Source organism: Paenibacillus sp. sgz302114 (assembly GCF_056120345.1).
Genome location: NZ_JBVYOI010000001.1, coordinates 571,480 through 586,496, shown reverse-complemented (window position 1 = coordinate 586,496; position 15,017 = coordinate 571,480). Strand labels below are relative to the sequence as shown.

Here is a 15,017-nt window from a genome sequence, read left to right as displayed (position 1 = left end):
TTACGCCCCTTTCATCTTCAGCTTCGCTATCGCCGCCTGCCGCTCATTCCAGCTCATCGGCACGCCAGCTGATGGCTGATCCACCATCTCAATTGCACCTTCTACCGGACAAACAATCGCGCATAGATTGCAGCCTACGCAGTCTTCCTCACGCACCCTCAAGTAGCTCGCCCCCGAATCTTCAATTCGCTCGATGCATTGATGCGCGGTATCCTCACAGGCAATGTAGCACTTGTTGCAATTGATGCACGTGTCCGTATCGATTCGTGCAGTAACCGCATAATTCAGATCCAAGTTGCCCCAATCCGTATATCGCGGAACAGCGCGCCCGGTAAGGTCGCTCACCCGTTGAATCCCTTTGCTGTCGAGGTAGTTGGACAATCCGTCGATCATCTCTTCGACGATGCGGAACCCATGGTGCATCACTGCGGTGCACACTTGCACACCGGTAGCGCCCATCAGCATAAATTCTACCGCATCCTTCCAATCCGAGATGCCGCCAATGCCCGAGATCGGGATGCCTACCTTCGAATTGCGCGCGCATTCCGCCACCATATTGAGCGCAATCGGCTTCACGGCAGGACCGCAGTAGCCGCCATGCGAGCCTTTGCCCGCCACATGCGGAATGGTGTTCCAGGAGTCGAGATCGACGCCTGCAAGCGAGTTGATCGTATTGATGAGCGAGATCGCATCCGCGCAGCCTTTCGCTGCCGCAATCGCTGTTGCCGTGATATCAGTGATGTTCGGCGTCAATTTGACAATCACTGGCGTCCTGGCGGCTTCTTTCACCCAGTACGTCTGTCGCTCCACGAGATCCGGCTGTTGACCAGACGCTGAGCCCATCCCCCGCTCCGCCATGCCATGCGGACAACCGAAGTTCAGCTCCAACCCGTCCACGCCGACGGCTTCGACCTTCTTTACGATCTCATGCCATTTCTCCCGCTTCGGCTCAACCATTAGAGACACGACGAGCGCATGGTCCGGGAATCTTTTCTTCGTTTCGTAAATTTCCTTCAAATTGACATCAAGCGGGCGGTCCGTAATGAGCTCGATATTGTTAAAGCCTGCAACCCGTTGTCCGTTAAAATGTACGGCCGCGAACCTGGAGGAGGTGTTGATGATCGGATCGCCAAGCGTCTTCCACACCGCACCTCCCCAGCCGGCTTCGAAAGCCCGCTGCACCTGATACCCCGTATTGGTTGGCGGAGCGGAGGCGAGCCAGAACGGGTTCGGGGATTCGATCCCCGCCAAGTTAATGCGCAAATCAGCCATAGGAACGCCCTGCCCTTCAATGAAATGTGGACTTACGTTTGTTGACGCTCCCCTTCTGGATCGTCCAGTACGAGCTGCTTGTAAATTGCGAATGCCGCCAGCTTCCCTTGCTGCACAGCGGATACGACCATCGCATCCCCTTGGCCTTCACCGAAAATGACATCGCCTGCTGCGAATACTTTCGGATTCGATGTCTGATACGACTCTCGATCAATAGATACTATACCGCGCTTATGAGCGAGCTGAAATTGCTCTACTAGCGAGACATGCCGAGTTTGGCCAATAGCCTTGATAATGGCGTCTGCCTCAATAGTAAATTCGCTTCCAGCAATCGGAACCGGACGCGCGCGTCTGCCGCTCTCAGCCTGTTCCAGCTTCATCCTTACACACTCGATTGCCATCACGCGACCATGTTCATCGCCAATGATACGTACGGGAGCCGTCAACCAGCGGAACGCAACACCGTCGCTCTTCGCAAATTCGTATTCGAATTCATACGCGGTCATCTCCTGCTTGGATCGCCTGTAACAGATCTCTACATGCTCTGCTCCCATCCGCACGGAACAGGTTGCTGCGTCAATTGCGGTATTGCCTGCGCCAATAACGACCACTCGGCGGCCGCTCAGCTCGCCAGAGAGCGAGACCTTCGTCTTCTCAACAAGCTCAATCGCATCGTAGACACCTTCAAGCTCCTCGCCGGGAATTCCCATCATCGGCACCTTGGACATGCCAACCGCCAACACGACAGCGTCATACGATCCGAGCAGCTCGGAAGCCTTCACATCCCGCCCAACAACCGTGTTCGTCCGGATATCGACACCGAGTCTACGCACTTGCTCCACTTCCCAGAGGGCGATTTCCTTCGGCAGACGAAATGACACAATCCCGTATGTATTCAGCCCGCCTGCTTGCGCCTTCGCCTCATATACGGTAACGGCAAAACCGAACCTCGCCAGCTCACGCGCTGCGGACAACCCTGCCGGACCACCTCCGATGACTGCGACGGTACGGCCATTACGTTCTCCGGAAGCGAACAGCTGCTGATTGTTGCGGATCGCCCAATCGGTTGCAAACCGCTGCAAATCGCCAATGAGAATCGGCTTCGATGAATCGTTCAGCACACAAGCCCCTTCGCACAGTTCTTCAGTCGGACAGACGCGCGCGCAGCTGGCTCCCATCGGGTTCGCCTCCAGAATCGTCCTGGCGGAGCCTAGCATATTCTTGTTCGCAATCCGTTTAATGAAGGACGGTATGTTAATGCCTGTAGGGCATGCCTTAATGCACGGCGCATCGTAGCAATACAGACATCGGTGCGCCTCCTCGAACGCCTGCTTCGGTCGCAGTCCCGGCTTCACTTCTGCAAAATTGCGCTGCAATGCATCTTCAGAAATAAACAAGTTTTACACCTCCTCACCCTTTGCAAAGACGTACCATCGACTTGAATAACAGTTCAGCGCCGAGCTCAATGTCACGCGGGGCAGCATATTCGAGCGGATTATGACTAATGCCGTCCTTGCAGCGAACAAAAATCATTGCATAATCGCACACATACGACAGTGCGAGAGAATCGTGAAACGGTCCGCTCATGAGTTCAGTCGGCGCGTTACCAAGCAGCCCCGTCGCTTCATCGCGTATGATCGCCCTTATCCAATCCGCACAAAATCTCGCTTCATTGTTCGTATCCTCACGAACCGTATACGTGAGGCCATGTTCAACGCGCACCTCTTCAAGCACATTGCGAAGCTGTCTCTCCCGGTCGGCTCGCCGTGCCATATCGATGTCGCGGATATCGACGGTGAAGGTCACCTTCTCGGGGATGATATTCCGCGAGTTCGGGAATACCGATAGCGATCCGACCGTGCCGACTGTCGGCGCTCCTGCTTCTAAGCGCGCAAGCTGATTGAGCGCCGTAATGACGCGAGCGGCGCCAACAAGCGCATCCCGTCGCATCGGCATCGGCACAGAGCCGGCATGGCCTGCGAAGCCGGTCAGCTCCACTGTCAGCCAGAGCGGACCGGCGATGCCTGTCACGATGCCAAGCGGCTCTTGCCGCGCATCAAGCACGGGCCCTTGCTCGATGTGCAGCTCGAGGAATGCGCCGATGGCACCAGCAGCATATTGATCTGCCTCGAAGCGGCTCGGATCGCCGCCGAAGGCGAGCAATGCCTCGCGCCGCGTCATGCCGCTCCCGTCCTGGCGCTCAAGCTCCCCTTCCTCGAGCTTCCCGGTCATGCCGCGAACGCCGAACAGCCCCTTATTGAAGCGGCAGCCTTCTTCATCGCAGAATGCGACAACCTCGATTGGCTGCTCTGGCTGCTCGCCCAGCTCGATCAACGTCTGCACTGCTTCGAGAGCGCCAAGCACGCCAATGGCGCCGTCAAACCTGCCGCCATACGGCTGGGAATCAATATGCGAGCCGAGCATCAGTATCGGCTTGCCTGGATCCTTCCCTTCTAATCTGCCGATCAGATTGCCGAAGGCATCTATGCGAGCAGCAAGACCTGCTTGCTCCATCCAATTCTTCACCAGCAGCACGCCTTGCAAGTCTTCAGGCGAAAGCGCAAGCCGGCATACGCCGGTATCGCCAAGCTTGCCAATCCGAGCAAGCTCCTCTATCCGCTGGTGCAGTCGCTCGTTGTTAATGGTCAGACTACCGGCTTTTGACATTTTACTCCCCCCTGCCTATAAGTGAATTGACTCAAGTACCTCCGTGATTGTACCTGCAATAAAGGTGAGCTCGTCATCCGTCGTAATGAGTGGCGGACAGAGCGTAATAATGTTATTGAAGCCCGGCACCGTATCGCCGTTCTTCCCAACGAGCAAGCCGCGCGACTTGCAGCCGCCGATGACCTGCAGCACCAGCTCCGCCTCCGCAGGGTTCTTCGACTGCTGATCCGTAACAAGCTCGATGCCACACGCGGAGCCGAAGAGCCTGATGTCGCCGATGTTTGGATGCGCTCGCAGCGGGTCCAGCAGCCGATTAAGCTCCTTGCCGATCTGGGCAGACCTTGCGACAAGCTGCTCCTCTTCCATAATTTCGAGGTTTGCGATCGCCACAGCGCAGGATACCTGATTGCCGCCGAACGTGTTCACATGGCGGAAGTGGCTTGCTCCATCCTTTCCCTTGAAGCTCTCGTAGAGCGAGCTGCGAACAGCCGTAGCCGAGAGCGGCGAATATGCACTGGTCAGTCCCTTCGCCATTGTCACAATATCCGGCTCCACGCCGAAGTTGTGATGTCCGAACTTCTCGCCAGACCTTCCGAATCCGCATATCACCTCGTCCAAGATCAGCAGCACGCCATACTTGTCACAGATCTCCCGGACCTTCGGCAAATATTCCGCTGGCGGTACGATCATGCCCCCGCCTGTTATGACCGGCTCAAGAATAACGCCCGCCACGGAGTCAGCGCCTTCCTCATTAATTGCCGCCTCGACAGCATCCGCACATTGCAGCGCACAGCTTCCGTATGTTTGTCCAAATGGACAGCGGTAGCAATAAGGAGGCGGAACATGCTGAAATCCAGCTCCGAGCGGCTCATACTTCATCTTTCGCTGCGCCTGACCGGTCGCGCTCAGCGCGCCAAATGAACTGCCATGATAGGCTCGATGCCTCGCGATAAACTTATGGCGTGCGGGCTCCCCTTTTTGATGAAAATATTGCCTCGCAATCTTAAACGCTACTTCATTTGCGTCCGATCCGGAATTGGAGAAGAAGATCCGGTAATCACCGTCAAGCCAGCTGCCTATCTTCTCCGCTAGCTGAATAGCCGGAACATGCGACTGGCTCATCGGCGAATAAGCAATCGTCTTCATCTGCTCGTAAGCTGCCCGTGCGATTCGCTCCCGACCATGTCCGACGTTGACGCACCACAGCCCCGACATTCCGTCGAAATAGCGGTTCCCGTCCGCATCCGTAATCCAGCAGCCATCTCCCGAGACAATGATGAGCGGGTTGTCATTATGCGGCGACATATGATGCCATACATACTTGCGGTCCTTCTGCAGCAGCTCTTCCTTCGTTACAACCGGCTTCTGTGTGCTCAAGGCGCGCCCCACCTCTTCCTTGCTTTTGTACTAGCGTATTCGGCCAAGTTCATAGATATGGCAGCAGGAAAGTCATTTGTTCTCTAGAAGCAAAATAAGATGGAATTACGACAGCTCATTCTTACTTGGGAGGTCCTTTCTAATGGATGAAGCGAGATTATACGCAGAGCTGGCCCGAATCGAAGAAGACGATTGCCGCGTACTTCACGTCACCGAATCGAGGCATGGCCGTACCGTCATTCTGTATTCACCCGTTGACAGCTGCGACATTAATGCACGGATTGTCTATGCAAGCGGCGTTGCGTCGAAGCGTTATGTTAACGATCTGAACATGTATGTTACGAGAGTGCCAGGACAACATGCGTGGAAGCTCCAATACATTCGCATTCTCGGTGATAAAATTGGACAAGGGTATGGGTCCATCATGATGGAGGAGCTTCTAAGGCGCGCTCAAATTGAAGGTATCGCCTATATCGAAGGACGCATGCATCTCACCGATCAGAAGGGCCATCTTGAGCGGCTGCGCCATTTCTACAGCAAATTCGGTTTTGCGCTGCTCGAAGACCGCCAAATTCTATGGACCAACAAACAGCTTCAACATGAGGCGACAAAATAACAAAAAAAATTAAAAAGGGACTTGCCTAGATTTTTATTCATGTGATAAGATACGTCTTGTGCTTCAGTAAATGAGATGCCGGTGTAGCTCAGTTGGTAGAGCAACTGACTTGTAATCAGTAGGTCGTGGGTTCGACTCCTATCGCCGGCACCATCTTCTTTACTCCGGGATGTAGCTCAGCTTGGTAGAGCACCTGGTTTGGGACCAGGGGGTCGCATGTTCAAATCGTGTCATCCCGACCATTTGAAATGACGGAATACTAGAATAGATTGAGAGAAGCTTAAGCCTCGTGCTTAAGCTTTTTTTGTTTTTCACGGACGGGATGAGATTGACGATCTATTTTGGCGCATGCTATATTCAGTGAAAGATGTATGTAACCGTTACCATATCCCAATTAAAGAAGAGGATGATATACGAGTGAGCAGACGCCCGTCGATTGCAGTTGTTGGAAGCTTAAACATGGATCTCGTCATTTCCATGCAAAGAATGCCGAAGATCGGGGAAACGATCCAAGGGGACGCCATCCATTACATCTCCGGCGGCAAAGGCGCGAATCAGGCGGTCGGCTGCGCGAAGCTTGGCGCTGAAGTGACGATGGTCGGCGCAGTCGGTGACGATGCTTTCGGCTCGGAAATCATGAAACGCATGAAGCAGTTCGGCGTGAAGACCGATGCGATTGCGACGCTTGAAGGCGTTCCGACAGGCACAGCGACCATAATGCATACCGAGAATGACAACTGCATCGTCATCGTGCCCGGCGCGAACGGCGAATGCTCACCCGAGGCGACTATAGCGCCATATGCCGATATTATTCGGAGTGCCGATGCGCTGATCGTGCAGCTTGAAATTCCAATGCCAGCCGTCGAAGCGGCTCTACGTATCGCTCGCGAAGCTGGCGTGACGACGATTCTTAACCCCGCCCCTGCCCTGCCGCTTACCGATGAACAGATAGCACTCGCTGATTACTTCACGCCGAATGAGACCGAGTTCGAAATGTACTGCGGCGGAACGATCGACGTTGATTCCGAGGAGCAGCTATTCGAACGAATGAACGCTTGGAATACTCGCTTCCCAAGACAGAAGCTCATCGTTACGCGAGGCAAGCACGGCATCTCCTGCGCAGATTCCGGCAGCATCGCAACATTCGCTGCCCCTATCGTGCAGGTGGTTGACACGACTGGCGCCGGCGATTCGTTCAATGCCGCATTATGCTACGGCGTTGCTAGCGGATGGCCGCTGGAACAGACGCTTCCGCTTGCGGTTCGAGCAGCTTCCTACTCCGTAACGGTGTTCGGCGCGCAGGACGGGATGCCGACCATGGACAAGCTCGTTTAATTTGCTCTAAGTTAGAAAAAGCCTTCGAAAACTGCATGGTAGGCAGCTTCGAAGGCTTTCTTCATTTGAAATTAGAACGTGCTTGCAGGCGTCGTATCCGAGCACCAGCGTGTGTTGAACAGCTCTTGCATCAATGCTTCGTGCGCTTCCTTCGTGCCAATGTATCGAAGCGCTTCAAGCGCATGTCCGCGCACATAACGGTTCTCGTCGTCAAGCACAGCTGCGAGATGCGGCACGGCTTCGGACGCTGCGGAACCGATACGCACAAGCGACAAGCCTGTCGTGAAACGTACCTGTGTATCTTCATCTTTGAGGCCTTTAATAAGAGCAGGCACAACAGCCGCTGCATCGCTGCTAATAATTCCGAGCGCTTCGATGGCAGTACGACGCACTTTCGCAGATGGATGATCAAGCAGTCCAGCTACAGCAGGCACAGCGCTTTCTGCCAGATCGCGCAGCTCGGACAATGCGAATAGCGCATGATTCACGATCTGTTCGCTGCTATCGTCAAGCAGAGCCGTCAGACCTTCTACAGCGCCAGCTCCTGCAACCGATAGTCCGTAAGAAGCTGCACGAGAAACGCGTTTGTTCTCATCTTGAAGCGCTTGAAGCAGAGCTGCAATGCCCGCTTCTCCCCTTCTCGCCAGCTCATACGCTGCCGTCAGCGCAGCAGGCTCCTGGTCCGTCTTGCTCACAGCCTCTTGCAGCGCCGCAATCTCAGCAGCATCGCCTGGCTGTGTATTCGCAGTTGCAGCCGTACGGCCCGAGAGCCAGTTCCATACTTCTTCGCCAATTACGCTGTTCAGCTCAGAGCCATCCGCAATCTCTTGCCAGCTGCTTACCTTATTATCCCACGTTGGAGCAGCCGGGAATTGCGTCCGCATGAACTCAAACTTCAGCATGAAGCGCGGCTGACCGAGCAGATTCGGCGTCGAACGATGCCAAATATCGTAATGGATCAGCGCAAACGTACCCGCTTCACCTTTTGCTGTAGCTTCCTCTGCATTCTCATCGGAAACAAAGTTACGCTGATCTTGATACTGCGTACCTGGCATAACGCCTGTTGGTCCGAGCTCAAGCGGCGTGTCTTGCGGGAAATACATAATCATTGCCCACCATGGATGATGGTTGCGCAGACGGTCATAGCCCCAATAGCTGTCCTTATGCCAGCCGCCTGGCTTAGGAACGGAATTGTAATGGCCGTGACGATGTGTATGGAGCAAGTAGTTTGGTCCAAGCACGCTTGTGAGCGCTCCTGTGATGACCGGATTCTCGAACACCCGTTGCAGCTCCCGGATCCTCGGCAAAATGTTGTTGCCAGGGTTGCCCTCATTGTCGTAGATGTTGTTCAGCTGTTCAACAAGGCGTTCGTGGAATTCACGCGGGAAATCCGTCTTCAAAATCAAAAAGCCATTCGTAATAAATTGCTTCATCTGTTCGTCCGTAAGCAATTTCGGTTGTGCGATTGTCGTCATCTTCATCCAACCTCCCATAATTTTGTATCGCGAGCTATGTCTCGATTATGGACTATCAAGAATGCGTTTCCAATGGCTAAGAATAAGAATGAAGGTGCCAAAATTAAGGTAGCGGTATCGCAACCCTCCAAAATGCTCTATGATATAGAAAACGATTACAGCCGATACTAGATCATGTTTAGAAGCAATAATAGGAGAATCGAATCCCATGAAAAACAAACGCGAAGCTTCCGCCTTAATGGAGCTGCTGCAGGCGCTGCAGGTCGACGTAAGCCATGCTCAGAAGACGCAAGTGACAACCGATTGGCGGGATATGGACTACGTACCCGAGTATAATAAGCTCTACTATATCGTCGAAGGAGAAGGCTACTTGAAGGTGGACGGCAATGAGATGTACCCGGTTCCCGGCGAGCTCTGCCTGATGCCTGCCTTTACGCAGCAATCGTATTCGTATCTGGAAGGCAAGAAACCTTACCTGAAATATTGGTGCCATTTCACAGCCTCCATCGGTCCGTTCGACCTGTTCCAATGGATTGGCGTTCCGCTGCGCATTACGACTGCCGACCAGGAAGAGATGACGGCACTGTTCAAGCTGCTCGTCAGCTTGCATGCAAACCCTTCGCTTATATCACGCCTGCGGGAGAAGTCGATTATGCTGGAGATTATCGCGCGCTATCTGGAGCATGTGCCGATTACGATTCTGCAGCATCGCTCGGAGGATATGAAGCGCATCCAGTTCATCCAAGAATATATCGACAGCCATCTCGAGAGCAGCTTGAAGATTGAAGATATGGCGAAGGCGGCGCATTTGCATCCGAACTATTTTATCGCTTACTTCAAGAAGCATTTCGGCGTGCCGCCGCTTAAATATGTGAGCCGCAAACGAGCGGATAAAGCACGCATCCTCTTAACAACGACGACGCTCAGCATCAAGGAAATTGCCGATCAGATCGGCTTTAAGGAAACGAATCATTTCGCTAAATTTTTCCGCAAGGAAGCCGGTCAGAGTCCGACGGAGTACCGGGCGAATAACTCTTAGCTCATACACGCGCAATATAAAAGGGCTTCTGCTTCGTATCAGCATTTACGCTGTTCGATGCAGAGCCCTTTTGGTTTACTGTTCAATGATTAACACTACACAAGCTGCGATTGGTAAATGCATTTCATTAGCTCAAACGTAGCTTTCGTATCCGCCCAAGCACGATGCGGCTGCTCATTCACAATGTCGAACACTTCACATAGGGTAGATAGATCATAGCTGGCGATTGGAAGATTGAGCTGCCTTGAATGCTTCAATGTACATAGCAGCTTCCCAGTCCAGAGTCGTGTATTGGCTCTTTTACACATCGCTTTAAGTACCCGGTAATCATATTGAATGTTATGCCCAACGAGCACTGGCGTCCCTTGGAGAAACCGATTCAGCTGCTTAAGCGCTTGAAACGAAGTTGGGCTATCAGCTACATCCTCATCGGTTATACCGGTTAAAAGCCTAACCTGCTTCGGGATCTTGGATTTGGGATTGACCAGCGTGTTATAGGTATCAATGATTTGGCCGTCACGAAACTTTAGCGCGCTGATCTCAATAATTTTGGCATACTCAACGATCGGAGAAGTGGTTTCGAAATCCAGCACCACACCTTCATATGGCATTGAGAGCTCCGTATAATAGTCTTGTTTTTTCAGCTTATCATTTGAAGCAACGGGGGGTTTTAACGCTGCAGAAGCAGCCTCTCCAAGTGTGTACCCTTTGAGCTCCGACGGTTTTATCCCATCTGCAATGCTCAATTCATGAATGCTATCAAGACGATCATAGTAGGCATCGGCAGGTATGAGCTGGTAGGATGAAAAGCGATCTAGCAGCGCAGTTACCTGTTGTTTGGCTTGTCCAATAATCGAGAAAAGAGCCGGTGATACAGCAAGCTCGATGCCGTATTCGCGGTAGGAGCGATTTAGGATGGAGAGAACCCGATGTAGACCGTTCCAAAAGCCGTAATCGGCCCTGCCAAACCCTAAATTAAGTGCCATATATCCTTCCTTAACGTCCGGGATCAGGCAGTAAAACGTCATCCGATTCTCATCGTTATGCTCAAAGAGCTTGGCTGCCAAAATAATGGAACGCTGCATCAGCTTCACCTCTGTCAATAGGATGGAAATCATTTCTCGACTACTCTTCGTTATGTTTAACTATAGATTCCGAACCTGCGAAGTCAATACAGCGGCGGTCAGCCACTTGCGAAAAACTAGTAGCACGACGAGAGAAGGCAATAGAATGATAGCTCCGAATTGCAGCAGCACTGCCGGACTATAGGCAGCTTCCGTACCGATGCCCGAATGCATCGCCATCATAAATTGCTGCAATGGCGGGAAACTCGAAGGATTGCTTAAGATGATGGTAGACAATGTCACCGAGTTCCACTGCATCACGAACTGCAATGCGCCAAGAGCTAGTAATGGACGCCAGCAAGCTGGCAAGTAAACGTAGAAAAACTTATGCAGCTCTCCCTTTCCCTCTGCATCTTCCTGCAACGTCATTCGACTGCTTGCAATGCTTTTCAATATAAAAATCGGAAAAATATAGAATAATCCTGAGATGAACAGCGGGAAGATCGTATTCAACATATTCAAGTGTTTATAAAAGAGGAATTCATAAAAGGTTCCACTCCCCATAACAAGCAAAATTAACAGTACGAATTCGTACAATCCTCTACCCGGCAAATCTTTGACAGTAAGCGGGAACGCAAGCGTCACCGTTATGAGCATAAACGGGACCACAGCTGCTAAGTCAATCGCCATGTATCGCATGTAATTTCCCATCGAGAGCAACGACCCGAGTCCAGGACCCTCCGCATGTTTGGCGGCGAAAGGGTATACGAAGAACATGTACAAGACGAAAGCTGCGGCCATCGCCAGCAAGGTGCCGATTACGATACCAGCTGTGTTATAACGATTACTGGGCTGAATCGCATTTGAATTCACTGAGCCTGATGCTGGAAACAATGTCCTGGCGAATGTCCGCCGAATCACCGCATACGCAAGCAGCGTGCCTGCCAGCTGGATCAGCAGCTGGAACATGCCAAGCGGTCCCGCGAGATTCACTTCGAGATTCTCATATACAAGCCGGAACGAATAACTGCCGAGCGCATCGCTTTTCTCGAAGACGAGCGGATTCAGAAGCGTCCTCAGAAGCTCCGTATCTTGCGTGAGTATGCTCGACAGCTGCATGAGCATGAATGCGCCAATCGCCTGTATTGCGGGTATCACATGTCTTCCGTTAAAGCTGGAGCGGTTCGGGATTAAGCCCTTCTCCATCGCCGACTGCGCCGCCCCGATTGCTGCCAATGCGAGCATAATCGGGATACCGCAAGTTTTGATCACTTCCAGTGTGATAAACAGAGAGCGAAACAGCTCCGGTCTTGCTAACACTAGTGTATGAATATCGCCAAATGGCGATTGTGTCGGCGATAGAATGACCATAACCAAGTAAGCGAATAAGAGCGACGGGATAAAATACGGCGCAAGGAACAGCGCTGCCAACCCGCTTCGATATCGCGGACTGCGTATACAGCTGAGCGCAAGCGCAGCTGCTAAAGCCGCTATGCCGCAAGCAATCGTATAGCCTAGCTTCATAATTAGTGTATTTCGCACAACGTTGCCGAACGCCGGATTATCGAATAAAGCCCGGAAATTCGCCAGACCCACCCATTCGCTAATCCATAAGCCACGGATGAACTTGTAATCCACGAAGGCGCTGTAAAACATTTCAACGAGTGGAATGCCTTTGAATATTATCAGCAGCATTAGTGCCGGAAGGACGATTATGTAATGGAGCCGGTATTTCCAAATGCGTTGTAGAATCAGTGACATGGATTCGCCTCACTTAAAAGTAATAAACTGACATCTCCCTCATTCTATCCGGCAAGATCAAAGATTGGCAATCGATAGTTTCTTAAGTCCCCACAAATAAAAAGGATTGCCTTTCGCAACCACGGATGGCTGCGTGACAATCCTTCATTCTTAATTATATACCTTATTTACGGATTCCGTAGCCGATGAACGCCTTCGACTCACTGTCGAAGCCAAGAGATAACGGTCCAAGAAGCTCGTCTTGATCCGTTTTATACGAAACAACGACGAGGTTGCCGCCCTTTGCTTTCAAATCAGCAAGAGCTTTCTTCTGCTCATCTGTGCTCGCCAGAATACCGGAATCGGTTGCACTCACAAGAGTCACTTCCGCTTCTTCCTTCTTCGATTTCAGATGGCTCTTCTGATCGTCAGTCAGCTTGTTCCAGCTAAGCGTTTGGAACTCTGCTACTGCCGCAGGGGAGAGCGTCGAAGCCGCAGACGTATCTGCAACTAAGTAGAACAATGGGCTGATCGGAGGAAGGCTCTTCGTCATGATTGGGCCGTAATAAGCGCGAACCTTCATGCCTGCCGTCAGCTTGGAGAATTCAAGCGGCTGACGCTCTTGATCGACAACTTGCGTTTCTTTACCCGAGTTCAGAACAACTGCCGATGCCGATTCACTGTTCACGCTATTATTAATCGTCACTTGCCAGCCGTCATCGGTCTTCTTCACCGATTGGATAACGGCATCCTTCACAAGATGGTCAGTGCCAACAATGACTTTCGCTGCATGGGATTGGCCAGGGTAGCTCATCGCTACGATTGGGCCATATTGCGCTTCTTGAATATCTTGACCAGGCTTCAGCGCCTTCGCATCAAACGCCTTGCCATTGCTGTCTGTAAGTACGGTATCCTTATCAATGGTTAGAACCATCCAGTTGCTTCCGCCTCTGCCAAGCACCGTAATGCGAGTCGAGCCGTCCGTACCAGTCGTTACGTCTTCAATAATGCCCTGCATCCGAATCAAATCCTGTTCCCCCGGTTGTTCAACAACTTCTTTGGACTTCAGTTCCAGACGCTTTTCTTTCGCGTTATAGAATACATCATAGCCAAGCGCAGCTGCCTCGCTCTTAGCAGGAAGATAGGCTTTACCGTCGATAAACACAGGCTTCATATCGGAGCTCTCGCCGTCAACCGTTACCGTTACATCGCTTCTCAGGAAGCCTTGTACCTTTTGCAAAAAGCCGGACGCCTCAACCGCAGCAGTCGTAGCCATAAGCCCTGCTAGTGTAGCAACTATTAGTACTTTCTTCTTGTTCATCATCATTTTCTCCTCTCGCTACCTTGGTAGGAAGTTTAGTGGGTTAAACTGTCTTTCACGCTTACTGACGGCGGCTGTTTGGAAAAGGTTGCAACTGACATATAAAAATGCAACATTCGACAAAAAACCGGTTTGGATAATGATCCAAACCGGCTTCCCGCATCATTGCTGATCGTCCTCGTACCACGGATTCAAATGCACGAGCACCTCGTCTACTTCGGGATGGGCATCCATCAGCTTTTGTTTGATTTTGCGAATAATATCATGCCCTTCCTGGATCGTCAGCGTTCCAAGAACAGCGACACGCGCATCGACGAGCACATAATGCCCATGCTCCCGTGCACGCAGCCGATCAATTCGCTTAACCTCGATCACTTCGCGCAAATGCTCCGTTATGTCTTCGATTTTGTCAGGACTAAGGCTCTTGTCCATCAGCACATCCATCGTCTCGCGCGCCATATCGACGCCGAGCTTCAGAACAAGCAACGACACGACGACGCCTGCAGCCGGGTCTCCGTAGCTGAGCCAATCAATATCCATTCGCTCGCCGAGCCAGCCAAGCCCGATACCAATCGTCGCCGCTAAGGATGCATAGACATCCGCCAAATGGTCATAAGCGGTCGCCAGCATCGCTTTGCTATTCGTCTTCTTGCTCAACCGAAGCGTGTAGACATATAGAATTTGCTTCGCGATCAAGGAGATAATGGCTGCTCCAAGTGCGATGAGATGCGCTTCCGATGGCGGCCCGAAGAATGCAAGGACGGCATGATAGCCCATATAGAGTGACGCTGCAATCAAGATGAACGCAACGACACCGGCGCCGAGCACTTCCGCTTTCCCGTGACCGTACGGATGATCTTCATCCGGCGGCTTGCCCGACACGCGCATCGAGCTGTAGGCGGTTGCCGTGGCAATAATGTCGCCAGCGCTGTGGATGCCATCCGCGATGAGAACCTGACTGTTAAACATGACCCCCACGATGAGTTTCAATCCTGTCAGCAGCACATTACTCAGCAGAGAGATCCACATTGCGATCATAGATGCTTTACTACCCATGAAGTCTCTCCCCGTTTCTTCCTGTTGCCATTGCTCATAATACAGGTGATCTTAC

12 protein-coding genes and 2 tRNA genes are annotated in these 15,017 nt (G+C 52.1%); 5 read left to right on the top strand and 9 right to left on the bottom strand.

The window, feature by feature from the left end:
* The 4 genes from preA to AC0LWF_RS02695 are packed head-to-tail and all read right to left on the bottom strand — an operon-like array spanning position 1 to position 5,316.
* On the bottom strand, positions 1-1,272 hold the full coding sequence (gene preA / locus AC0LWF_RS02710) for an NAD-dependent dihydropyrimidine dehydrogenase subunit PreA (protein ID WP_474650021.1): 1,272 nt from the start codon (positions 1,270-1,272) through the stop codon (positions 1-3).
* Positions 1,273-1,304: 32 nt separating this feature from the next.
* The gene (locus AC0LWF_RS02705; protein ID WP_474650020.1) at positions 1,305-2,669 is read right to left on the bottom strand and encodes an NAD(P)-dependent oxidoreductase; all 1,365 of its coding nucleotides are present in this window, start codon (positions 2,667-2,669) and stop codon (positions 1,305-1,307) included.
* Between the two features lie 13 nt (positions 2,670-2,682).
* Positions 2,683-3,939, bottom strand: coding sequence for a M20 family metallo-hydrolase (locus AC0LWF_RS02700; RefSeq protein ID WP_474650019.1), 1,257 nt, complete (start codon positions 3,937-3,939; stop codon positions 2,683-2,685).
* 15 nt (positions 3,940-3,954) lie between these two features.
* Complete coding sequence (locus AC0LWF_RS02695) at positions 3,955-5,316, bottom strand: aspartate aminotransferase family protein (protein ID WP_474650018.1); 1,362 nt, start codon at positions 5,314-5,316, stop codon at positions 3,955-3,957.
* 142 nt (positions 5,317-5,458) lie between these two features.
* Between AC0LWF_RS02695 and AC0LWF_RS02690 the strand changes: the two genes are divergently transcribed.
* The 4 genes from AC0LWF_RS02690 (at position 5,459) to AC0LWF_RS02675 (ending at position 7,267) form a co-directional block, all read left to right on the top strand.
* Positions 5,459-5,932 (top strand): hypothetical protein, encoded by a 474-nt coding sequence (locus tag AC0LWF_RS02690; protein WP_474650017.1) that lies wholly within the window; start codon positions 5,459-5,461, stop codon positions 5,930-5,932.
* A gap of 77 nt (positions 5,933-6,009) precedes the next feature.
* Positions 6,010-6,085 (top strand) — tRNA-Thr (locus tag AC0LWF_RS02685).
* Positions 6,086-6,097: 12 nt separating this feature from the next.
* Positions 6,098-6,174: transfer RNA gene (locus AC0LWF_RS02680), tRNA-Pro, on the top strand.
* Positions 6,175-6,349: 175 nt separating this feature from the next.
* The gene (locus tag AC0LWF_RS02675; protein WP_474650016.1) at positions 6,350-7,267 is read left to right on the top strand and encodes a ribokinase; all 918 of its coding nucleotides are present in this window, start codon (positions 6,350-6,352) and stop codon (positions 7,265-7,267) included.
* Between the two features lie 71 nt (positions 7,268-7,338).
* Here AC0LWF_RS02675 and AC0LWF_RS02670 read toward each other — a convergent pair whose 3' ends face one another.
* Positions 7,339-8,742, bottom strand: a complete 1,404-nt coding sequence (locus tag AC0LWF_RS02670) for a HEAT repeat domain-containing protein (RefSeq protein ID WP_474650015.1) — start codon at positions 8,740-8,742, stop codon at positions 7,339-7,341.
* Between the two features lie 208 nt (positions 8,743-8,950).
* Between AC0LWF_RS02670 and AC0LWF_RS02665 the strand changes: the two genes are divergently transcribed.
* Positions 8,951-9,781: an AraC family transcriptional regulator gene (locus tag AC0LWF_RS02665; RefSeq protein WP_474650014.1), complete on the top strand. Its 831-nt coding sequence runs from the start codon at positions 8,951-8,953 to the stop codon at positions 9,779-9,781.
* Positions 9,782-9,876: 95 nt separating this feature from the next.
* Here AC0LWF_RS02665 and AC0LWF_RS02660 read toward each other — a convergent pair whose 3' ends face one another.
* The 4 genes from AC0LWF_RS02660 to AC0LWF_RS02645 all read right to left on the bottom strand — a co-directional run bounded on the left by AC0LWF_RS02660 (position 9,877) and on the right by AC0LWF_RS02645 (position 14,962).
* On the bottom strand, positions 9,877-10,899 hold the full coding sequence (locus tag AC0LWF_RS02660) for a 3'-5' exonuclease (RefSeq protein WP_474650013.1): 1,023 nt from the start codon (positions 10,897-10,899) through the stop codon (positions 9,877-9,879).
* A gap of 27 nt (positions 10,900-10,926) precedes the next feature.
* A complete protein-coding gene (locus AC0LWF_RS02655) occupies positions 10,927-12,606 on the bottom strand; it encodes a hypothetical protein (RefSeq protein ID WP_474650012.1) in 1,680 nt (559 codons plus the stop codon).
* Between the two features lie 163 nt (positions 12,607-12,769).
* The gene (locus AC0LWF_RS02650) at positions 12,770-13,906 is read right to left on the bottom strand and encodes a stalk domain-containing protein (protein ID WP_474650011.1); all 1,137 of its coding nucleotides are present in this window, start codon (positions 13,904-13,906) and stop codon (positions 12,770-12,772) included.
* 162 nt (positions 13,907-14,068) lie between these two features.
* Positions 14,069-14,962, bottom strand: a complete 894-nt coding sequence (locus AC0LWF_RS02645) for a cation diffusion facilitator family transporter (RefSeq protein ID WP_474650010.1) — start codon at positions 14,960-14,962, stop codon at positions 14,069-14,071.
* Between the last annotated feature and the right edge of the window lie 55 nt (positions 14,963-15,017).